Annotated in this window: 13 protein-coding genes; 8 read left to right on the forward strand and 5 right to left on the reverse strand. The window is 29.8% G+C overall.

All coding sequences use genetic code 11. From position 1 onward, the window contains the following. Window positions 1–56: 56 nt before the first annotated feature. Entirely contained in the window at window positions 57–371 is a 315-nt protein-coding gene (locus tag NQ543_RS01360; RefSeq protein WP_004610595.1) for a hypothetical protein, read from the reverse strand. Window positions 372–489: 118 nt separating this feature from the next. Here NQ543_RS01360 and NQ543_RS01365 point away from each other — a divergent pair, with 118 nt between their 5' ends. Together NQ543_RS01365 and NQ543_RS01370 are read left to right on the forward strand one after the other, a co-directional pair. Next, on the forward strand, window positions 490–1035 hold the full coding sequence (locus NQ543_RS01365; RefSeq protein ID WP_004610594.1) for a DNA-3-methyladenine glycosylase I: 546 nt from the start codon (window positions 490–492) through the stop codon (window positions 1033–1035). Between the two features lie 10 nt (window positions 1036–1045). Continuing rightward, complete coding sequence (locus NQ543_RS01370; RefSeq protein ID WP_039904715.1) at window positions 1046–1693, forward strand: HAD family hydrolase; 648 nt, start codon at window positions 1046–1048, stop codon at window positions 1691–1693. 158 nt (window positions 1694–1851) lie between these two features. On the opposite strand, the gene NQ543_RS01375 is transcribed toward NQ543_RS01370, so the two are convergent. The 4 genes from NQ543_RS01375 to NQ543_RS01390 all read right to left on the reverse strand — a co-directional run bounded on the left by NQ543_RS01375 (window position 1852) and on the right by NQ543_RS01390 (window position 7596). Beyond that, the gene (locus tag NQ543_RS01375) at window positions 1852–4887 is read right to left on the reverse strand and encodes a polysaccharide lyase family 8 super-sandwich domain-containing protein (RefSeq protein ID WP_004610592.1); all 3036 of its coding nucleotides are present in this window, start codon (window positions 4885–4887) and stop codon (window positions 1852–1854) included. Between the two features lie 116 nt (window positions 4888–5003). Further along, window positions 5004–5501 (reverse strand): Ig-like domain-containing protein, encoded by a 498-nt coding sequence (locus NQ543_RS01380; protein ID WP_004610591.1) that lies wholly within the window; start codon window positions 5499–5501, stop codon window positions 5004–5006. 17 nt (window positions 5502–5518) lie between these two features. Further along, complete coding sequence (locus tag NQ543_RS01385) at window positions 5519–7315, reverse strand: galactose-binding domain-containing protein (protein WP_004610590.1); 1797 nt, start codon at window positions 7313–7315, stop codon at window positions 5519–5521. Window positions 7316–7422: 107 nt separating this feature from the next. Continuing rightward, window positions 7423–7596 (reverse strand): GTP cyclohydrolase I, encoded by a 174-nt coding sequence (locus NQ543_RS01390; protein WP_083784311.1) that lies wholly within the window; start codon window positions 7594–7596, stop codon window positions 7423–7425. A gap of 604 nt (window positions 7597–8200) precedes the next feature. Between NQ543_RS01390 and NQ543_RS01395 the strand changes: the two genes are divergently transcribed. From NQ543_RS01395 to NQ543_RS01420, 6 genes are all read left to right on the forward strand, one after another. After that, window positions 8201–9853: a Na/Pi cotransporter family protein gene (locus NQ543_RS01395; RefSeq protein WP_004610589.1), complete on the forward strand. Its 1653-nt coding sequence runs from the start codon at window positions 8201–8203 to the stop codon at window positions 9851–9853. A 98-nt stretch (window positions 9854–9951) separates the two neighbouring features. Further along, a complete protein-coding gene (locus NQ543_RS01400; RefSeq protein WP_004610588.1) occupies window positions 9952–10716 on the forward strand; it encodes a 4Fe-4S binding protein in 765 nt (254 codons plus the stop codon). Between the two features lie 337 nt (window positions 10717–11053). Beyond that, entirely contained in the window at window positions 11054–12688 is a 1635-nt protein-coding gene (locus NQ543_RS01405; protein ID WP_004610587.1) for a SulP family inorganic anion transporter, read from the forward strand. A gap of 559 nt (window positions 12689–13247) precedes the next feature. Next, complete coding sequence (ltrA, locus tag NQ543_RS01410; RefSeq protein ID WP_004608658.1) at window positions 13248–14666, forward strand: group II intron reverse transcriptase/maturase; 1419 nt, start codon at window positions 13248–13250, stop codon at window positions 14664–14666. Between the two features lie 1338 nt (window positions 14667–16004). Then, a complete protein-coding gene (locus NQ543_RS01415; RefSeq protein WP_004610586.1) occupies window positions 16005–20096 on the forward strand; it encodes a beta-N-acetylglucosaminidase domain-containing protein in 4092 nt (1363 codons plus the stop codon). A 76-nt stretch (window positions 20097–20172) separates the two neighbouring features. Next, window positions 20173–23907 (forward strand): family 20 glycosylhydrolase, encoded by a 3735-nt coding sequence (locus NQ543_RS01420; RefSeq protein WP_004610585.1) that lies wholly within the window; start codon window positions 20173–20175, stop codon window positions 23905–23907. Window positions 23908–23963 lie beyond the last annotated feature (56 nt).

A 23963-nucleotide genomic window follows, 5' to 3' on the forward strand; every position in this document is an offset into this window, starting at 1 on the left:
AATCACTGTAGATAATTTTTACAGTGGTTTTTATGTATTTAATATAGTAATATTTTTTATAGTACAATAGCTTGTATTATGTGAATAACTACTAAAATGGAAAAAATAATAGATAGTAATATGTTATATTTTTTCCATTTTAGATTATTTCTTTTTAAAATATAAGCAAATATGATAACAACTAATAAACTTAGCCATGCAAGTTTACCAGTAATCATAGCTGTATTTTTTGTTTCCAAAATACCATGAATAATTGAAAAAACAAGTAATGACCATGCTAAAGGAATGTGATAGCGTGAAATTTTTTTATTCATAGGAATAACAAGACATAATAAAAATAAGATTAAACAAATTATTGTAATAATATTCATATTTCCTCCTAATGTTAGATTAAACTAACTAACATATTATACAAAAAAGAAATCTGAGTCAATAAAAAATATAAAACTTTTATAGTTTATGTTAAAATAACAAAGAGAGGATAGAACAATGGTAAAAAGATGTAGTTGGGTAGATGAAAATTCTACAATATATAAAGATTATCATGATCATGAATGGGGGAAACCTGTTTATGATGATGAAAAGTTATACGAAATGTTTTTATTAGAAACATTTCAAGCAGGATTATCTTGGATTACAATTTTAAAAAAAAGAGAATCTTTTAAAATAGCATTTGATAATTTTGATGTTAATAAAATTGCAAGATATGATGAAAATAAAATTGAGCAGTTAATGGAAAATAAAGATATTATTAGAAATAGACGAAAAATTGCAGCTGCTATTAAAAATGCAAAAATTTTCATTGAGATACAAAATGAATTTGGTAGTTTTTCAAAGTATTTATGGGGTTTTACAAATTATCAGATAATAAAGAATCAAGATAATATGATTAAAACCACATCAGCATTATCTGATGAAATTTCTAAGGATTTGAAAAAAAGGAAAATGAGCTTTGTAGGATCGGTGACAATTTATTCTTATTTACAAGCTGTAGGAATTGTCAATGATCATGAAAAGAGTTGTTTTTGTTATTAGGAAGGTTGTTATGGATAGAAAATATATTTTATTTGATTTAGATGGAACTCTTACGGATCCAATGCAAGGAATTACAAAATCAGTTCGTTATGCCTTAAATAGTTTTGGAATAGAGGTTGATGATTTATGTAAATTGATACCTTTTATTGGACCGCCGTTAAAAGACTCATTTAAGGAATTTTATAGATTTAATGAAGAAGATGCTATTTTAGCAGTTGAAAAATATCGAGAGTATTATCGAATAGATGGTATTTTTGATAATAAAGTTTATGAAGGTATAGAAGAATGTTTAAAAGCATTAAAGAAGGAAGATAAAATTTTAGTCCTTGCAACTTCTAAACCAGAAGTATTTGCAAAAAAGATAATGGATCATTTTAATTTAAGTAAATATTTTGATTTTATTGGTGGTAGTGAATTAAATGGAAGAAGTAAAAAAGGTGAAGTTATTGAATATGTTTTAAAAAGTATGCAAATTAATTTTGGTGATGCAATTATGGTCGGTGATCGTATGCATGATATTATTGGTGCTCATGAACATAATCTTCCATGTATAGCTGTTGAATATGGATATGGAAATGTCCAAGAATTTAAACAATATCATGCTGATTATATTGTTAAAACTGTAAATGAATTGCAAAAATTATTATGTAATAAATAAACTGAAAAGAGATTTTAATCTTATTGAAATGTAAATTTAATGGATAAAATCTCTTTTTATTGTTTAAAGGATATGAATTTAACAAAGTATTTAAATATAAAATTATTTTTATATAAAAGAAAATGAGATGAATAAATCATCCCATTTTGTGCAATTTATTAGTTGTTTTCTTTTCTTTTTAATAATGTGTATCCTGCTACACTTAATAATGTTATTGTTGCAAACATTCCTACTAAGCTTTTATCACCTGTTTTAACACTTGTACTATCAGCGTTATTTACTGATGTACTTACTGTGTTATCTACATTTGATGATGTACTTGAATTAGCCTGTAATTCTGCAATTGCTTTTTCTAATGTAGCTTTTGCACTATCTACTTCAACTTGTGAAGCATTTGGATTTTCAAATACTACTTTTGCTTCATTTAATGCTTTTGTTAATCCATCAAATGATGCTTTTGTATAATTTGCACTGTCTAATCCTTCTGCTTGATTGATTAAATCTCCTAATAAACTCTTATCTGGAATTAATCTTAAATTCAAGAATGCTGTTACTAATTCACTGTAAGCTGTATTTACTTCTTCTTGCATTGCATTTACATCGTTATATATAACATTTGCTTCAGTTAATTTCTTATCAAATGCTGTCCATGTACTTTCTGTATATTTAGATGAATCTAATCCGGTAACTTTATCGATGAATGCTTTTAATGCTGTTTTATCACCTTGTTTAAAGTCTAACATATGCATTGCTTTAGCAAGTCTATCAAATGCATTATTTACTTCTTTTTGAGTTGCATTTACATTATTATATACATCTTTAGCTTCTTGTAATGCTGCATTGAATTCTTCTACTACAGCAGGAATTACGTTATCTAAATTAGCTTGGTTTGCTAGATCGATAGCGATACCTAACGCTGTTTTGTCTGTTTTTTCTAAGTTTACAACAATTGTATGTGTTGCTCCAGCACTTTTAGTAGTATCAATTGTAAAGCTTCCGTCCTCATTAATAGTTACTGTATCATCTTTTTGGATTACATTTTCATAACCTTTTTCTAATTTGACATTTAAAGTAACATTTTTTTGTTTTGGATCACTAACATTAATTGTCATGATACCATCTTTTGTTTCAGTATAAATAGATGCCGAATCATTTACAGTAATACCTTCTACAGTAACTGGATCCATAGTCCATACATTCATTGCAAATATACCATTTACACTATCTTTAATTGCTTGAACATCAGTATCATTACGTACTACTTCAATTGTGTTATTTTTTGCAAAGTTTTCAAGCTCAGCTTCACTACTTCCTGGTAAGATAACATATTCATAACTATCATTATTTGCATTTTGACCATGATTGATACCCATTTTAAAGAATGTATTTGTATAATTAATGTCATTTACAAAATATTCATTTATATCATCATATCTACCAGTTCTTGTATCTTTAGCAAAGTCAACATTTCCACCTTTAATAAAATAATATCCAATATCATTACCTTCACCAGTACCAGTAAAGTGAACATATGAACCATTATCTAATGTTTTACTTTCTTTAGTTTCATCCCAATTAACTCCATTAATTGAAATTTTGTTTTCATCACTTGTCATCATACGATTTTCTACAGTTGTTTCAATGCTTGCAGAAGTAGAACCTGTGATATTTGTTCCTAAATTCACAATCATTCCATTTAAAAAGAACCAAGATTTTTGGGCCTTTAAGTCCATTCCTAATCCTAGATTTGTTGAATTGTAATACATTGCTGCGGTACCATTTGTACCATTTGTTGTACCACCAATCCAAGATTGTGGTGAAGTTTTATTATATCCAGCACCATCTGCTAATTCTTTAGTGTCTACAGTTGTTCCAGGTAAACGATATGGATCAACGGTAGGCCAATATCCTTCACCATATTGTTTTAAATCATCATTATAAATATATAAAACACCAGAACCTGTGTGCCAACCATGTTTATTTTCTGTATTACCAAATTCATAATTATAAATACGAGAAGAATACATACTTAATCCCGCAGTATAATTTTCATTTACTTGAACAACACGATCCATTGATCCATATACTTTCATTCCAGTATAAATTGATGGCTTGATACTAGAGTCATTCATAATTTCTTTTGCCCCTAATAGAGCATCAAAATCTCTAGCATTAGCATAAAAATCATAATAACCTTGACTTTCAGTTAACCAATATTTAACAGCTGCTTCAAATTGATTTTTATAAACATCACTAGCACCGCTAGCAAGTAACATAATATTAGAAATAGTTTCAGAACCAGCAGCAAATTCAGTTGTAAATGGATTTGTACCAGGTGCTCTAGAGATACTACGACCATTTACCATAGACATCATTTGCCCTTTATGTATTAAAGGAATATATCCATTTAATACAGTATTATAAACATTTTCAATACGTGGATCTAAAATATCAAAATCTGTGCCAGAAATAATAGATTTTATTTTTCCAACACCTTTTAATAATTCATTACCATAACTTCCAGTATAAGCATGTTTTGTATGTTGAATTACTGAACCATCTTTATATAGACCATCACCAGAAGTTACTAACTTCATAACATCTGGAACTTCATCTTTAACTAAATTCATACGGTCATCATTTTTAGCAATAATTGCACTTCCTAAAACAGAAAGACCAATATCAGTACGATTTGCACCAGTTGCAGTGTAATTTGGCCATTGAATAGATGGTCTTTTTGCATATCCTTCAATACTCTTTGTAGCTAAATTAATTGTATCATCATTACTATAATCAGAAATGATCATTAAAATATCAACTAATGGTTGAGTACATCCAATTTGCCAATCCCACCAGTTTCCAGTTGAATAGCTACCATTATATTTTTTATCTACTACCATAAAGTTAATTGCACTAATAATATCTTTTAATAATTCAGGATTTTCATATAATGAAGTACCTTCAACACCAAAAGCAAGTGCTAATTTTTTTATTTTAGTAAATTGAGTAGTATAATCAGCTGAAACAGTATCACTTGGGATCCTTTGCCATAAATAAGTACGATCTGCATCTTTATTTAAAGATGACCATAATTCTTGACCTTCTTGATCAATATTCTTGACATATGCAGCAATGTCTTCATCTTTAAGATTTAAGTTTTCACCAACTACACGACGTAACCAGCGATCATGCATAATATCATATTGACTATTATAACTTGGTGTAGTTACATGAACTGTAATTTCTCCTTTAACATTTAAATCCTCTTTACTTGTAACAGTAATTACAGTATCACCAACTGTATGACATTTTATTTTTCCATTTTGTTCAATGCGGCAACTTCAGGATTACTGCTTGTCCAAGTTACAGCCACATCTTTGTTTACAGCATTTTCTGGATAAACTGTATATTCTAAAAAACGTGTATCGCGTGTTGAAAGATTTATATCAGTTGCATCAAATCGAAATTCTAACGCTTTAATAGGACCATCAACCACACGAATTGTTTTTTGAGTTTTTATTTCTGGATTGTCTTTAGCCATAACTGTAATTGTTGCTTTTCCAGCAGCAATTGCTGTTACTTTTCCAGTTTCATCTACTTGAAGAATATTTTCATCACTACTTGTATATGCAAGTTTTTTGTGTGCAGCTACATCAGGTGATATTTTTGTTTCTAATTGGAAAGTTTCTCCAGTAGAAATTACATCATATTTATTTAAGATTTCAATATTTTCAATATTAAATTCTTTATATACTTCTAATTCATAAATACTAGTACTGTATTGTTTACCATTGCTATGATTCCACATTTTATGTTGAACGTATTTTACATAGCGAATTTCTTGTTTATCAAATGAAATTTGTTTTGAAACAGTATCTCCTTGACTAGCATTCTATCACTATAGATAGTTGTGAAGTTTTTGCCATCTTTAGAAACTTGTACTTCATAATCAGGACATTCTGATTCAAAGTGAATGATAATTTCACTTGCTTCAACTATTTTTCCTAAATCAACTAACATCCATTGTTCATTTGTTTTAGCCCCAGACCAACGTGAAGTAGCAGAAATGATACCATCTACTGCCATTGGACCAGTAAAACGTCCATCTGAAACTTCACATCCTGAAACAGTTACATCAGCTTTATATGCTAGATTATATAATTCAAGATTAGCAATGGCGTCATTTAATAATGTTACAGTTTCATTTACTTTATCCTGAGTTACATTATCTTGGTTATATATTTCATTAGCTGTTTCAATCATTTTTTGTAGTGCACCAAAACTATCTTTTGTATAAAGCTCACTATTGTAAGATTTAGCATCTTCAATAGTTGCACGTAACCATTCTTTTGATACTTGTGGTTCATCTAAGAATTTCACTTGAGCAAGTAATAGATTATGGTCAGATAAAGATGTTTCTACCATTTCAATATTTTCAATAGCAAGATTTCTAGATACTAAAATATTGTCAACGCTATTAACTTTCATCGTTTCATCTACACCATTAAATGTATCATACCATTTTCCTTGGTAGCCATTGACCATATCTAGCTCCTCTAAAAATAAATTGAATTCACTTCGATGTTGATCAGCATTAAAATCTCCAGTAACAATAATATAAGGTGTACTATCATTTTGGATTGCAGTCTTTAATTCTTTCATTTGTTTTTTACGAATTGCTTCAGTTTCATAACTTAAATGAGTGTTATAAAAAGCAATTTCATAATCACCTTTTTTAAATACCATTCGTTGATAAACACGTTGTTCTGTTGCTCCAGTTGAATCAACATTTACAGTTTTTCCGTCAGTTAATTCATATTTAGAAGCTCTAGCGATACCATATTCACCACCATCATGATCAATTGCTTTAGAAAAATATGTGCTTGGATATGTAGTACTAGCAAATTCATTTAACATATCATATGGATTACGTCCAGTGTTTCGATCAACTTCTTGTAAACCAACAACTTCAAGTTTATATTTTTCAGTTAATTCACGTAATTCATCTACGTTTGGTTGTTTATTTGCAGCAATATTAAATGTTCCAATTCTTAAAGTATCATCACTAACAGAAATATTTTTCTTTTCTTTAATTGTTAATTCAATAATACTGCTACCATAGAATTGATTATTAGTGCTATGTTTCCACATTTTATTTTGTTGATATTTTACATAGCGTGCATTTTGGCCCATTAAGTTAAATGTTTTAGTATAACTTGCTCCATTTGTACTGCCATTTGTTACATTACTAACAGTTTTAAATTGTTTGTCTTCACGAGCTATTTGAATCTCGTATTCTGGTGATTCAGCATGAAAGTTGATTGTAACACTATCTAGACTATATTCCTTTTGTAGATCAACGATAATCCATTGGTTATCTGTTTTATCAGCAGACCAACGAGTATCTGTTTTACCATCAACAATATTTTCACCAATAAATTGTGGATATTTCCATTCACCATTAGAAACTTTTCCACCTTCAACACCTGAATATTCCACAGGTTTATTTAATGCTAGATTGTCATCTGTTTGTGCGTTAACGTTAAATAATGATATTTGTGAAAAGCAAATAACAAATGCTAACATTAATTTTAGAATTTTTTTAATGTTTTTTTCATTCATCCTTTCCCCCTTAATAATAATATGAAAGCTGTATACGAGCCAAAGAATACGCTTTCAAAAATATTTTATTATATATTTTTTATCAAAACAATATGTATCTTAGTTATTTAAAAAATAAAATCGTACAAAAGTACGATTTTAGCGATTTGTTCATTTGTATAATTCATGGACATGAAGACTTCTTTATATATTTTAGCTACTCGTTTTGATGTTTCTTTTAAATCTTCACAATTAGGATTATCATTTAATGCTTTAATAATTTCATAAATGTGTTCTTCTATTTTTTAGTATCTATCATTTTAAACATCTCTTTTATTAGCATGCTATATAAATTTATGTAACTGTAATTGTAATGTGATGTTATTTAAATGATGTTTGATCATGTAATCAACGATTATAGATGGTTCAATTTTGATAAAGATAGGTTATCGTACCATTAATAAATGGAGCAATGTCAACACTGTAACCATGATCAATCAATATATTAATGTAATTATTAATATTATCTTGAAGTAATGGGTCACCACCAGTTAAAGTAATATTTATAACCTCATTTTCATTTAAATAATTTAAGATATCTTAAGCATGTAAAAAATGAGCACTATTAAAACTTTGTTCAGTTTTTAAATAATATATTTTTCCTCCTATACCGACAAAAAAAGCATAGCCCTAATTTTGTTTATAGACAGCATGGTATAATGAAATGTCTATATTAAATACCAATTTATTTTGACCAGATGTCAAGAAAAAATATTAAAAAATAAATTAGAAAAGTTAAGAGTTTGTTAAGATTTGTCAATAATGTTTGCATATTGTAAATTTTGTGTTAAATTTACCTTGTGTTTTTAAGAATATAAAAATATACCAAATTACAGGGGGTAAAGAATGAAACTTACAGACATATTCGCTATGTGTGGCGGGTTGGCGCTATTTTTATATGGTATGACGATGATGTCTAATGGATTAGAATTAGCTGCCGGAAATAAGATGAAGAGTATCTTAGAAAAACTTACAACCAATCGTTTTTTAGGAGTAATAGTGGGTGCACTAATTACCGCAGTTATTCAATCATCTTCAGCTACTACTGTTATGGTAGTTGGATTTGTTAATGCTGGATTGATGAATTTAACAAATGCTGTTTGGGTAATCATGGGTGCTAATATTGGTACTACGATTACTGGACAGTTAATTGCAATAGATATTACAGCATTAGCACCGATTATAGCGTTTATCGGGATTGCATTGATTGTATTTTTTAAAAGTAAAAAAACTGACGCTTTTGGGACAATTATTGGAGGATTAGGAATTTTATTCATGGGAATGGAAATGATGTCTAACGCCATGGTTCCGCTTAGAAGTTCACCGGAGTTTGTACAAATTGTTAGTACTTTTGAAAATCCATTCATCGGTATTTTAGTGGGTGCTGTTTTTACTGCAATTATCCAAAGTTCGTCAGCATCTGTTGGGATTTTACAGGCTCTTGCGAAAAGTGGTGCAGTTACATTACCTTCAGCAATATATGTATTATTTGGACAAAATATTGGAACTTGTATTACTGCAGTTTTAGCAAGTGTTGGAACTGGTCGAAATGCAAAAAGAACGACTATTATTCATTTATCATTTAATTTAATTGGAACTATTATATTTGTAACAATCAGTATGCTTTTACCGTTTGCTGATTTTGTACAATCATTGACACCAGGTAATATTCCAGCTCAAATTGCTAATGTACATACAGTGTTCAATATTGCTACAACAATTATTTTGTTACCATTTGGAACTAAATTAGTTACTTTAGCGTATAAGATTTTACCTGAAAAAGAAGGCTTTGAAGATAAATTATCTAGTAAATATTTAGATTCTTCTATTTTTACAAATGATTTTCATATTGGTACAAGTGCAATTGTTAGTACACAATTATTTAATGAAACACAAAATATGGTTAATGTAGTACAAAAAAATGTACAACGTTCATTTGAATTGATTGTTGATTATGATGAAGAAAAACATAAACAATTATTAAAAGATGAAAAGTATATCGATTACTTAAATAAAGAAATAATTAAATTTACAACTACTGCAATTTCTGCTGAGTATCCAATTGAAGAATCTAAATCAATCGGTCTGTTTTTAAAAACGGCTGGAGATTTAGAAAGAGTTGGTGATCATGCAATTAATATTGCACAAAGAGCAAAAAAACTTTATGATGATGATGAAAAATTTTCTGATGAAGCGCTTAAAGAAATTTCTATTATGAATAACCTAACGAAAAATATTTTAGAAGAATTAAATGTTTTAGATCGAGAAGAGTTACATAATATCGTAGAAAAAGTCGATGTTATTGAAGATAGTATTGATATCACTACACATGAGTTTGCTGTAAATCAATTAAGCCGTTTATGTGATAAAAAATGTACGGTTGAGCATAGTGCTTTATATACTGAAACTTTAATTGACTTTGAAAGAATTGGAGATCATGGCTTAAATATTGCTATTGCTTTCAATGAAATTAAAGATGATTTAACAAAAATGGCATAAAAAACTAGTTTAACTAGTTTTTTTATATTATGGATTAAAATGTAATAAACAGTTTACATTTGAGGTTTATTATATAATAAAATAGTGGAGGTAGAGGTATGAAAATTAATCGAACATATGCAATTTATTTTTCGCCTACATTTACTTCAAAGAAATCTGCTGCTAGTATTGCACGAGGTCTTGAAGGAGAGCTAACGGAAATAGATTTAACTACAGATAATTCTATTGAGGAAATGACTTTTGATCGTCATGATGTAGTTGTATTTGGCTTTCCGGTATATGGAGGAAGAATTTTACCTGAAGCATTGAAACGATTGAAAAAGTTTACTGGTGATCATACTGCATGTGTAATTACTGTTACTTATGGAAATAGACATTATGATGATGCGTTATTAGAGTTATTTAACGTTGTAAAAGAACAAGGGTTTATTCCAATTGCAGCTGCAGCTTTAGTTGGTCAACATACATATGGAAATATTCAAGTAGGACGTCCTAATAAAGATGATGTATATAGTGATACATTATTTGGAAGTTTAGTACGTTTGAAAATACGTGATGATAATTTCTCATTTGTTTCAGTACCAGGTAAGTATCCATATCGTGAGGGGATTAGTAAAGGTAAGTTTCATCCTGATACAAATGAAACATGTGAAAAATGTGGAATTTGTGTTGAAAAATGTCCTGTTCATGCAATTGATGATGATTGTAAAACAATTAGTGATAAATGCATTTCATGTTTTAGGTGTATTAAGGTTTGTCCATTGCATGCAAAAAATATGGATCATGATAAAGAATATCAAGAATTTGCTAAAGCTTTTACTAAGAAACTTGAAGAGCCTAGAAAAAATGAGTATTATGTTTAAATAAAAACAGTTAGAATATAAGCTAAACACATATAGTTTATATTAATAACTGTTTTTTTATTTAAAGTTTATTTTTATATATAGATTATTTACTTGAAAAGTATAAATTAAATGTATCTAAAGTAGTTTTTTATTTTAAATTCTTCAATTTTTTCTTTAAGTTAATAAAAAAAGTTCAAAATCTAAAAAACTAGATAATCATTATTTTGAAAATAGTTATATACCATAAAAAATCAATTCTTTAATAAAAATATATGATAATAAATAGATTTTTTCTTTTAAATATACGTAATTACTATTATAATGGATAAGGATTTTTAAAAGAAGGAGAAGGAAAATGTTTGATGACTATATGTCGAGATTGAAAAATGAATTTTTTGGCTACAATAGCCAAAAACTTATTAAAGATGCTTTAGCAGGTTTAACTGTTGCAGCAGTAGCTTTACCATTAGCACTTGCTTTTGGGGTAAGTAGTGGTGCAGATGCAGGAGCAGGGTTGATTACTGCAATTGTTGCAGGTTTGTTGATAGGGGGATTATCAGGAGCTTCATATCAAATTTCGGGACCTACTGGTGCTATGTCTGCAATTTTAATTGGTTTATCAACAACATATGGATTGCAGGGGGTTTTTGTTGCAAGTTTTATTTCAGGATTAATGCTTTTGTTAGCTTCGATTTTTAAATTTGGAAGAATTGTTTCATTTATTCCTGCAAGTGTTATAACAGGTTTTACAAGTGGGATAGCAATTATTATTGCTGGAGGTCAACTTGATAATTTCTTTGGTGTAACTTCAAAGGGTTCAAATATGTTAGAAAAAATATTTTCATATTTTGAATTGGGATTTGATATTAATGCTCAAGCAGTATTTTTTGGAATGTTGGTCATTGTGATAATGATTTTCTGGCCTAAAAAATGGGAAGGTATTTTTCCCTCGTCTCTTGCGGGAATTATTATTGCATTGATTATCAATTTGATATTTAAGTTAGATGTAGCACAAGTTGGGGCAATACCAACTACTTTATTTCCTGAAGCGCGTTTATCTATTGGTGCAATTAATTTTAAAAATATTAGTAATCTGGTTATGCCGGCGTTTAGTATTGCAATGTTAGGGATGATTGAATCGTTATTGTGTGGTGCTAGTGCTAGTAAAATGAAAAATGAAAAATTAAATGCTGATCAGGAATTATTTGCACAAGGGATAGGTAATATGATCATCCCATTTTTTGGTGGTGTTCCAGCAACTGCAGCAATTGCAAGAACAAGCGTTGCAATTAAAGCGGGGGGACAAACACGATTAGTTAGTATTTTTCATTCTGTTGCATTATTAATTTCAATGTTTTTATTAGGACCATATATGTCGAAAATACCATTATCTGCGCTTGCTGGTGTTTTAATTATGACAGCTTGGAGAATGAACGAGTGGCAAGAAATTAGGGGATTTTTTACTAAAAAAATAAAAACTAATTTAAGTCAATTTTTAATTACAATGATAGCAACGGTTATTTTTGATTTGACTGTTGCAATCATTATCGGAGTATTTGTTTCAATTGTTTTATTTGTAATTAATAGTTCAGAGTTAGATATTGAAGTTAGTAATATTGAACCAAATAGAGTTGGGAAAGAATTGAACTATCATCATCAAGATACTAAAGTTGTTTACTTGGCAGGACCGTTGTTTTTTGCAAACCAAGAGCAACTTAGTTTAGAAATTGAAAAGTGTATTAATGATACTGGATATATTATTTTATCAATGCGAGGGGTATCATCAATTGATGAATCTGGAATTCGTGAATTAACTAATATACATTCATTATGTCAAAATAATAAGATTCAATTATTATTTGCTGGTGTTCAAAAAAATGTTAAATCACAGATGCAAAGATACCAATTTATTGATATTGTGGGCTATGATTCTTTTTGTTGGGATGTTATTGAAGCATTAGATAGAATTGAAAAACAGGTAAAAAATTAACTGATTATATAAATAGTAAATTGTTTTGAAAATAAATTTTGATGTTGGTACTGATGTTATTGGTATAGATTCAGTTTTACTATTTAATATCTAAATATAGTGAGAGTTTAGTTGAAAAAACGGTAAGAGTTTATTATTCTTACCGTCTTTGTTTTAGTGTGCCACGCATGACATAAGACTAGGTGGTGAAAGTCCACTGTGGGGGTTTCGTACTACCAACCACTAGCCGAAGACAAGGTATCCATCGTAAGGTGTGAACGGGAGGAAGTTGGAGGCAAAGTCCTGACCCAAGGAATACGAACTATTTTAGGCAGAAGCTTATCGGATGAGATTGCTAAACAAATCGAAGTCCAATAGTACGACGGAATAAGCAGTGTAAAGATAGTGGGTACATAGGATGAAAGTGTTATGTCTTACCGTGGGAGGTCCTAGGAACATGATGAAAATGTAATCATGGTGGAAACGTTTGTCCTAGGAAGTCAGCCGAGGTCATAGTAGTGATGATGATAACTGTAATGGTTATCTAGCGAAGGACCGAACATAAGGAGGTGAACTGGAAATGAAAGATACTCAAGATAAAATAGGATACTGTCAACTATCATTAGGCTTACTCTATGAAGATAGTACGGAATACGACAATAGTGGAGAAGTGTATCCTACATCAAAACAAGAGATATCACATACGAAGAACACCAATAGATTTGTAGTACATGAGAAGTTACTTGAAACAATTATGGAGGATGCCAATATAGAAAAGGCAATCCAAAGGGTTATGAGTAATAAGGGAAGTGGTGGTGTAGATAAAATGCAAGTCGCAGAAGTTCGTACGCATTTCGCACAACACTGGTCTTATCTAAAGAAACTTATCATGGAGGGACATTATAGTCCACAAGCCGTTAAAAGAGTAGAAATACCAAAAGATAACGGAAAGAAAAGAGAGTTAGGAATTCCAACAGTGACGGATAGGGTCATACAACAGGCGATAGTACAGGTACTGACACCAATATTTGAACCCCAATTCAGTGACAATAGTTATGGGTTCCGACCAAGAAGAAATGCCCATCAAGCAGTAAGAAAAGTAGTCGAATACGCCAATGAAGGATATCGATATACAGTAGACCTAGATTTAGAGAAGTACTTTGATACAGTCAACCATTCAAGACTTATACAGATATTGTCACAAACTATTAAAGACGGAAGAGTTATATCACTCATACATAAATATCTCAATGCAGGAGTCATAGTAAAACATAAGTTTGAAGAAACTACAAAAGGAGTACCCCAAGGTGGGCCACTCAGCCCATTATTATCAAATATATATCTTAATGAATTTGATAAAGAAATGGAAAGAAGAGGAAATCGATTTGTAAGGTACGCAGATGACTGTGTCATACTATTCAAAAGTAAAAGAAGTGCAATGAGAGTCAAAGAAACAGTGACAAGATATTTAGAAGAGAAATTATTTGTAAAAGTGAACCAAGAGAAGACAAAGGTAGCCTATATTACTGATATAAAATTCTTGGGCTTTGGATTTTATATAGAGAAGAGTGGTAATGTACGAATCACTGTTCACAAGAAATCTAAAGAAAAGATGAAAAAGAGAATAAAGGAAATCACCAAAAGGAACCGACCAATATCAAGTAAGGAATTAGCTAAAGAGTTAAAAGAATACATTACAGGTTGGGTGAATTACTATAGGATAGCGAATATGAGTAAACATCTAAGGGAAATAGACTCATGGATGAGAAGAAGAATACGAATGATATATTGGAAAAGATGGAAGTTAGTAAGAACAAGGTATAGAAATTTACAAAAACTAGGTATTAATAAAAGTAAGGCATGGGAATGGGCAAACACAAGAAAAAGCTACTGGCACATCGCCAATAGCTTCATACTAAAAAGGACACTTACAAATGAAGTATTAAAAATATACGGATTTATAAGTGCACTAGATTATTACAACTCTATAAACTTATGAAACGCCGTGTAGGGAACCCTACGCACGGTGTTGTGAAAGGGGCGAAAGATTTTAATTCTTAGCCCCTATTCAATTTTGTTTGTTTTTGTTAAGTAATAGTTTGTTGTTTTTTAATAAAACCGCTTAATAATACATAAGAAAATGAGCTTGTATATTATTTTTTTGTAGCTAAATCGATTTTATGATTTTAAATATATCATAAGTTATGATAAGTATTTTGACTATCCATGGCTGTTTTAGATGTGGCAAGTAAATTATATCTTGAAAACGGTAGTTTTTTATAGCTGATTCATTAATTATGCTTTGATTTTTGTTTGTATCATTTTTTATTTTATTCAATTTTTTGATGTTTCTGGTAATTATATTTAACATTAAAATGCTTAGAAAATGTGATATTTTGTATATGATTAAACTCTTTATCAATGACATCTATCTTTTCCTTTGTTCATGATTTTTGATTTTAAATAATATTCTTAGAGTAGATTTTTTCGATAGGAATTTGATTGGTATCAAGTAAGTTTGAGGCCTTTTTATCTGTTTCAAAATAAGTACGATCATTATCCATAAATTTTAAGCTATCATAAAGTTATAAAATCGTTTCATGAAATGTTTTATACTTATTATAGGCTTAAGTAGATAAGCATAGATCAATTTTATATTCATTTTGTTTAATAAAGAAACAAATGAGAGCAACAACTTTCAATGCAGGAAAGATAAGTGTGACCATTTTGATGATTTTTTTAAAGAAATAAGACATAGAAGCACCTCCAATAATATATCATTACTATCACTATGTTAATAATAATGTAAAAAATAATTCAATAAAAGAAAAAGTAATAAAAAAAGCTGATAAAATCAGCGTAAAATAAAATTTATGATATTTTAACTTCTAAAGATTCATAGTGAGAACTTCTAAAGACGGGTTTTAAGGAAATACGCCATGAAAACACCTCCAAATAATATATCACTACTACCACTATGAATATTATATCCTAAAAAATAAATAAAAAAAATCAAAAACACTGAAAAAATCAGTATTTTTGATATTAAAATTGGACATAAGTTCTAAAGAAATGTAGTGATAGTTTCGAAAGACGGGTTTTATTATTACTAGTATAAAAATATTTTAATAATTGATAAAATATTGGTTGATGTTGTTTGAAGATGGTGTTATGATTGTTATAGATAGTTAATGTAGATTGGATTGTTACTTTAATTAGGCAAGACCGTGATAAGTTATACTAAAAGTATGACTTTTTGCGGTCTTTTACATTTTCAATCAAAAAAGGAGGGAAATAATTGAGCATTAACTAAAAATAAGTATAGGAGATAAAGACAGTGAAAAGTAAAGCGGGAAAAATTTTAAAAAGTACATTAGCAGCATCATTTGCATTTTCGTTAGTAACAGCTAATCCAGTACAAATACTAGCTGCACCACAAGAATCAAGTGATGTCAAAGTAGATGTTTATCCTAAACCTCAAGAAATAACATATACTTCTGGAGAAGGAATGAGTTTAGTAGGAGAAGTAAATGTTGTAATTCATGGTGAACAAGAATCAGCAACACTTCCAAAGTTAGAAAAAATTCTTAAAGAAAATGGAATTAGTTATACTATTTCGGATAAAGTAGATAACAGTAAAGCAAACATTTTGATTTCATCAACAAGCGAACATTGTGATGAATGTGCTGAAAATTTAGGTGGTAATATTGGGGCTTTAAGCGAAGAACAGGGATATATTTTAAGTGCAAACAATGATACTAATGAAAAAGGTGAAATTAAAATCGTTGGTGCAGATAGTGATGGAGCATATTATGGACTTATGACTCTAACACAAATGTTGGAACAAAAAACTAAAGATAATAAGATTGCAGAGACTGTAATTTCTGATTATCCAAGTGTTAAGTTAAGAGGATTTGTTGAAGGATTTTATGGATATCCTTGGAGCTTTGAAGATCGTTTATCATTGATGAGCGAATCAAGTGATTTTAAAATGAATACATACATTTATGCGCCAAAAGATGATCCATATCATAAAGATCAATGGCGTGAATTGTACCCTGATGATAAAGCTGAAGAATTACGTCAATTAGCAGCTGAAGGTAAAAAAGATAATATGAATTTTTGCTGGAGCGTGCATCCAGGAAATGGCTTTAATTATAGTACAGATGCTGATTATAATGCGTTGATTAATAAATTTGAACAGCTATATAATCTAGGAGTTCGTCAATTTGGGATTTCATATGATGATTTAGGTGGATATGTAAATGGGCAACAACATGCGGATTTAATTAATCGTGTTAATCGTGAATGGGTTAAAGTAAAAGGTGATGTAGATCCATTAATTGTAGTTGGAACTCGTTATTGTAATGGATGGGGACCAAGTATGACTTCTTATTTCAAACCATTTTTTAGCACATTAGATGATGATGTAGTAGTAATGTGGACAGGTGCAAATACAATGTCTGCAATCACAAAGGATGCTTATGAATGGCCAAAAAATCAAACTGGTGTAACTGATAAGAATTTAGCGGCTTGGTGGAATTATCCAGTAAATGATTATTGTGATGGAAATTTAATGATGTCACCATTAGAAAATCTGGATAATGATGTTGATAATTTAAGTGGCTTTTTCTTAAATCCAATGTCACAAGCAGAAGCAAGTAAAGTTGCAATTTTCTCTGGAGCTGATTATTCATGGAATATCGGTGGTTTTGAAAGAACAAGTAGTTGGGTTAGAGCTATTGATGAGTTAGTCCCAGAAGCAAGTGAATCATTCCAACGTTTTGCAGACAATATTTCATATATAAAAGATGGATTTGAATTTGATGAATCTAGATATTTAGTAGATACTATTGAAGCATTTAAAGCAGCGCTTCAAAATAAAGAAGGAATCGTTGAAGCAGCAACTGCATTAAAAGATGAATTTACAAGAATGGATAATGATGTTGATGCTTTGAGAAATATCGAAGATAAAAATTTATATGAAGAAATTGAACAACATCTAAATGCTTATGAAGCTGTTGCAAAGGCAGGTATTTCAAGTATGCAAGCATTTATTGATGCTGAAAATGGAGATGTTGATGCTTGTCTATCTAATATCAACACAACAGAAATTAAATTAAAAGAAGCTGAAACATATAAGGTAGAAAGTCTTGAATCAAACGGAACTAAAATGAATGTTGTTAAAGTTTGTGAAAAACGTATTAAACCTTTATTAAAAGATTCAGTAGACCAAATAAAATCTAACTTAATGGACAATGTTTTTCCACAAACTCAAGCAACTGTAATTGGAACAATGTCAGGATTAGCTGACAAAACAGTTGAATTAACTAAGGGTAATTACCAAGTAAGTTCAATTATTGGAACAATGAAAGCTAATGAAACTGTTGGTATCGCTTTACCAAAAGCTATGAGAGTTTCTAATGTTAGTATAACTGGAAATAATCTTGAAAGTTTAAAAGTTCAAACTTCAATTAATGGAATTGTTTGGGAAGATGTTGAAGGTGCAATAGAAGATGGAACACTAAAAGCTACTGTTGATGCAACAGCTACTTGTGTAAGAGTTGTAAATAAAACTACAGCAAGTATTGATGTAACAATTGATAATATTGTTGTAGCTCCAGTATATAATACAGGTACTAAAACAGTTGAAACAGACTTAGGAACATATGGAAATAATGTTATCGCTAATGCATTAGATGGAAATATTAATACTAAATTTTATTCAAGTGCAGGAGCAACAGTTGGTAGTTATGTTCGCGTTGATTTAGGAAAAGAAATTCCATTGTATGATACAGCAATTTATTATGCTGGTAATCCAAAAGGTCCTTCACATGGAATTGATGGCTTTGCTGCAACAAAAATGGAAATTTCAACTGATGGTGTAAGCTGGACACAAATTGGAGATATCATCAAAGATGAAAATTATCAATCAAAAACAGTTGAAGGACAACTAGTAAGTGAAGCTGCGTTTAATGCAGATGGACAAATGGCACGTTATATTAGATTTAGTGCAACTGAATCTAGTGATAACTGGGTACAAGTTTTTGAAATTCCATTTAATAAAACAGTTGATAATTTAGGTGATGATAGTATTGATATAATTGATACAACTATTACAACTGGTAATGTAAGTAATTTATATGACCGTGATTTAACAAGTGCATTTGCACCTGACAGTGTAGTTGACGAGGATACTTTAACTTATGCAATGACATCAATCACTAATGTTGGTAGATTAATGATTATGCAAGATCCAACTTCAATTTGCAATGCAACAGTAAGTGTTAAAGATGTTGAAGGTAACTGGAGCGATATTGGAATTTTAGATAAGGGAACAAATACATTTGATGTAAATAAAACAATTTTAGAAGTGAAATTAACATTCCACGCTAATAACCCAACACCTTCAATTTATGAAATTATTGCATCTCAAAAAGAAGTTGAAGAAGTAAATAAAACAGCATTAAAAGTAGCAGTAGATAAAGCAAATGCAGTTACTGATGAAGCTTTAATTAATGTAATTCCAGTAGTAGTTGAAGAATTTAAAGCAGCAAGAGATGAAGCAAATGCAATTTATAATAATGAAAATGCTACACAAACTGAAGTAGATAATGCAGTTGCTCGTCTAGTAGAAGTAATGCAAAAATTAGAATTCTATAAAGGAGACAAAACAACATTAAAGATTGCCTTAGACTTAGCAACTACAATAACTGATGAAGATTTAGCTAATGTTGTACCAGTAGTAGTAGAAGAATTTAAAGCAGCATTACAACAAGCTAAAGATGTATATGATAATGTAAATGCTACTCAAGCTGATGTAAATAATGCTTTTGATCGTTTAGCAGAAGCTATGCATATGTTGAACTTTGTAAAAGGAGATAAAACAGCCCTAAAAGCATTCATTGATAAAGTAAGTGGTTTAGAAGCAGTTAAATACACCGAAGCTACATGGACACCATTCAATGATGCCTTAACAGCAGCAACTAGTGTATATGAAGATGTTAATGCAATGCAAGAAGAAGTAAATAATGCATATAATGAATTAGTTACAGCCTTCTTAAACTTAAGATTAATTCCAAATAAAGATTTATTAGGAGATTTAATCAATCAAGCAGAAGGATTAGAAAGTGCAAATTATACCAAAGCAACATTTGATGGATTAACAAAAGCCTTAAATGAAGCTAAAGTAGTATTTGATAATCCAAATGCAACACAAAAAGAAGTAGATAATGCAAAAGATGTTTTAGCAAAAGCAATGGCAGACTTACAAACAGTAACTGTAGATAACACAGTAAAAACACCAGTAAGTAATGGTGATACAACTGCAAGTGTAAAAACAGGTGATGATGTTAATATGTTAGGAACACTTGGATTAATTTCATCATTAGGTGCTATCGCATTTCTTAAAAAGAAGAAAAGAAATTAGTTTTAGGGATAAAAGTTTAACTCACTAATGTGAAATTAGTGAGTTAACTTTTGGTAATAAAGAAGGGAATAATAATATGAAAGAGAAAATAACAAAATTAAAAAAAGTATCTTTATCTTTATTAGTTGTTTCATCTGTTATGCTTTCAAATGGAGCTTATTTAGTTGAAGCTAAAACAAATACTTCGATAGTTGAAAATGTAGAAGTATCTAATTTGACTGATAATCAATTAAAAGCTTTAACAAATCCAATTTTACAGGAATATCAAGCAGATGAATCTCATAAGATTTGGCAGTTAACTACAGATTCAAGATTTGTGATTTTAGCTAATCAAGAAAATATCACAAATGAAAGATTAGCTGAAGTTGTAAAATTAATTAATGCAGAATTTGTTGAAAAAGAAATTGTTAGTAGTTCACCATTTGCAATGGTATATGGAAATGAAGCAGGAACAAGTGATATATTGATTACAATTGAAGATGTAAATAATATCACAGATGCTACAAATAGTAACGAAGCTTATCGCATTGAAATAGATGAAAATGGTGTTTGTTTGACAGGAGCTAGTGAAAATGCTGTTTTATATGGATTAAGAACAATTCAAAATTTAATGGTTAGTAATAATGGTTTAGTTTATGGAACAATTGTTGATTATCCAAGAATGGCAGAACGTCGACTTCATGTTGACTGTGCTCGTAAATATATTTCTAAGGATTGGTTTATTCGTCAAATTAGAGAAATGTCATATATGAAGATGAATACTTTACAAATGCATTTTTCAGAAAATTTAGGGTTTAGAATTGAATGCGAAACAGATCCATCAATTGTATCTGATCAATACCTTACTAAAGAAGAAGTAAGGGAAATTATTAAAGAGGCTAATAAGTATGGAATTAAAGTAATTCCGTCTTTTGATAGTCCGGGTCATGTTGATCAAATTTTAAAAGCACATCCGGAATATGGACAAATTAGTAATACGGGAGAACATTATAAATCAGGTTTAGATATTACAAATCCTGAGGCAGTTGAATATATTCGTAGTTTATATTTGGAATATATGGAATTGTTTGAAGGATGTACAGATTTCCATATTGGTGGCGATGAATATATGGAATTTGATCGTCCACCATTTACTACACAATATAAATCAGTTTTAAATCAATTTGCAAAGGAAACAATTGGTCCTGATGCAATTTGGAAAGATGCTATAGCTAAATATATTAATGATTTAGCAGAGTTTGTACACGATCATGGATTTAAACCAAGAATTTGGAATGATGGTATTTATTATGGTGAAAAATCTTATAGTGAAAAACCACAAATGATAAAAATGCATGATTATATCGGGGTTGATTTTTGGTCACAAATGTCATGGAATCGAGATATTGCAAATTTACAAACATTTATTGATAAAGGACATGATACAATTTATAATTTTAATGCAAGTTTCTTCTATTATGTATTGCGTAATGATAAACCTACTGATGGTCGTGAACAGCATTCATTTGATAATTTAAATGCTGATAAAAAGATTTTTGATGAATGGACACCTGGTAAGTTTCAACAAAATACTACAGATGATGATGCAGAATTTATTAAAGGTGTATCAATGGGGATTTGGTGTGATAATCCAAATCTAGTCGATGAAGATGTTATTTATGATGATGTTAGTGATGAAATGAGAGCAATGGCAACAAAATCATGGAATACATCTAGTAATTCAGTTGTAAGTTTTGAAGAATTCCAAGAAAATTATCGTATTTTGGGTCATGTAGCTGGAGTTGAAAAGGGGTCTACTTTACCTGAAGTAGGAGAGATATTACCAGCTGAAAATGTAGGAAAAGTTACACTTAATTTTGTAAGTGATACAGGGAAAGTTTTAAAAGATCCAGTTGTTAAGTATGGAACGATTGGAGATAAATATAGTTTTGAAGCAGATGATATTTACGGATATCGTTTAGTTTCTGAAGGAACAGTAAGTGGTGCTTATCAAAAAGAAGATCAAAGTTACACTTTTGTATATGAATTACATTGTGATAAAACACAATTAGGTAAAGAAATAAACAATCAATTAAATAGTAAAGATTATATTAGAGAAACATTTAGTGATTATCAAATTGCATATGATGCTGGAAAAATCATTTATGATGATGAAAATAGTGAACAATTGGCAGTTGATCAAGCTTTAGAAGCTATTTTAGCTATTAAAGCTAAAGCAGTAAAATTAGAATATTATCCTTTATATGTAGAAGTCACTTATCCATTGTCTAGTAAAGATTATGTATCTGGATATGATCAATATAAATTAGCTATTGATAATGGAAAAGCTGAATTGTACAGCGATGATATTACAATTGAAACAATGAAAGAACATTATCAATTAATTGAAGCTGCAAAAGAAAATTTAATGAAACCTGATGGAAATACTCCTACAGTAACTTCTGCAGATGGTTATTATGATAAAGTATATCCTAGCGATATGTATAGCTATGATAAAATGCTTGATAATGATCCATCAACAAAATGTTGGTTTGGAGCTGATCAAAACGAAGGAGATGAAGTTGTATTTGAGTTTCCTAAACTAGTAAATATGAGTAGTATTAATATTATTCAACCTAGTGATGTTGGAGCAGATGCGATTTTGAGTGCTGATCTTTTAGTTTCTAGTGATAATGATTCATGGATCAAGGTAGGTCATATTAGTGAAGGTGATTTAGATTATACTGCTGATTTTGAAAAAATACCTGTAAAATATGTAAAAATTTTATTGACTGAGGGAAAGAAATATTGGTATCAAATTCAAGATATTAAATTTACATATGAACAAATTGAAGAAGACAGTGCATTAAAAAATTTAATTAAAGAAGCACAAACATATGATATTACTAATAAAGATTTAACATTAGTCTCTAATATGGCCGATGCTTTAATAGAAGCACAAAAAGAATATGTTAATGGTAGCGTTGATACTAGTGAAGTTCAAGCAAATTTACGCGCAGCATTAGATCGTTTATCAGATGAAGTAGTTACAGATACTGATAAAACTGCTTTAAAGATTGCAATTGATTTAGCTAATACAGTTACTGATAAAGATTTAGAAAATGTTATTCCTGTTGTAGCTGATGAATTCAAAGTGGCAAGAGATGAAGCTAATGCAGTATATAATGATGCAACAGCTTCACAAGAACAAGTAAATAATGCATTTGATAGGCTTGCTAAAGTAATGCATATGTTAGACTTTGTAAAAGGTGATAAAACAGCCTTAAAAGCATTTATTGATAAAGTCAGTGGCTTAGAAGCTGCTAAATACACAGAAGCTACATGGATACCATTTAATGAAGTCTTAACAGCAGCAACTGGCGTATATAATGATGTAAATGCAATGCAAGAAGAAGTAAATAATGTTTACAATGAATTGGTAACAGCATTCTTGAACTTAAGATTAATTCCAGATAAGAGTTTATTAGAAGGATTAATCAATCAAGCAAATGGATTAAACGAAGCAAACTATACCAAAGCAACATTTGATAGCTTAACAAAAGCATTAAACGTGGCAAAAGCAGTATATGAAAATCCAAATGCAACTCAAAAAGAAATAGATAGTGCAAAAGCTACATTAGAAAAAGCAATCAATAGCTTAGAAGCTAATGTAAATACACCAGTAGACAATATTGCAAAAACACCAGTAAGTAACGGTGATACAACAGTAAGTGTAAAAACAGGTGATGATGCACTAGTAGGAACATTAGCAGGATTAGCATTATTAAGTATTGCAGGAGCTAAAGTTCTTAGAAAAAAAGAAAATGATTAAAAATAAATAGTAGGGTAAATGGCATGAGTCATTCCCCTACTTTAATTAAAATTTAT

The organism is Thomasclavelia spiroformis DSM 1552 (assembly GCF_025149465.1).
GTDB lineage: Bacteria > Bacillota_I > Bacilli_A > Erysipelotrichales > Coprobacillaceae > Thomasclavelia > Thomasclavelia spiroformis.

Excerpts from the sequence above, each read along its gene's own strand:
- NQ543_RS01420 (WP_004610585.1), top strand. The coding sequence starts at position 20,173 with ATGAAAGAGAAAATAACAAAATTAAAAAAAGTATCTTTATCTTTATTA.
- NQ543_RS01405 (WP_004610587.1), top strand. The coding sequence starts at position 11,054 with ATGTTTGATGACTATATGTCGAGATTGAAAAATGAATTTTTTGGCTAC.
- NQ543_RS01400 (WP_004610588.1), top strand. The coding sequence starts at position 9,952 with ATGAAAATTAATCGAACATATGCAATTTATTTTTCGCCTACATTTACT.
- NQ543_RS01370 (WP_039904715.1), top strand. The coding sequence starts at position 1,046 with ATGGATAGAAAATATATTTTATTTGATTTAGATGGAACTCTTACGGAT.
- NQ543_RS01385 (WP_004610590.1), bottom strand. The coding sequence starts at position 7,315 with ATGAATGAAAAAAACATTAAAAAAATTCTAAAATTAATGTTAGCATTT.
- ltrA (WP_004608658.1), top strand. The coding sequence starts at position 13,248 with ATGAAAGATACTCAAGATAAAATAGGATACTGTCAACTATCATTAGGC.
- NQ543_RS01375 (WP_004610592.1), bottom strand. The coding sequence starts at position 4,887 with ATGCATGATCGCTGGTTACGTCGTGTAGTTGGTGAAAACTTAAATCTT.
- NQ543_RS01360 (WP_004610595.1), bottom strand. The coding sequence starts at position 371 with ATGAATATTATTACAATAATTTGTTTAATCTTATTTTTATTATGTCTT.
- NQ543_RS01380 (WP_004610591.1), bottom strand. The coding sequence starts at position 5,501 with ATGTGGAATCATAGCAATGGTAAACAATACAGTACTAGTATTTATGAA.
- NQ543_RS01365 (WP_004610594.1), top strand. The coding sequence starts at position 490 with ATGGTAAAAAGATGTAGTTGGGTAGATGAAAATTCTACAATATATAAA.
- NQ543_RS01395 (WP_004610589.1), top strand. The coding sequence starts at position 8,201 with ATGAAACTTACAGACATATTCGCTATGTGTGGCGGGTTGGCGCTATTT.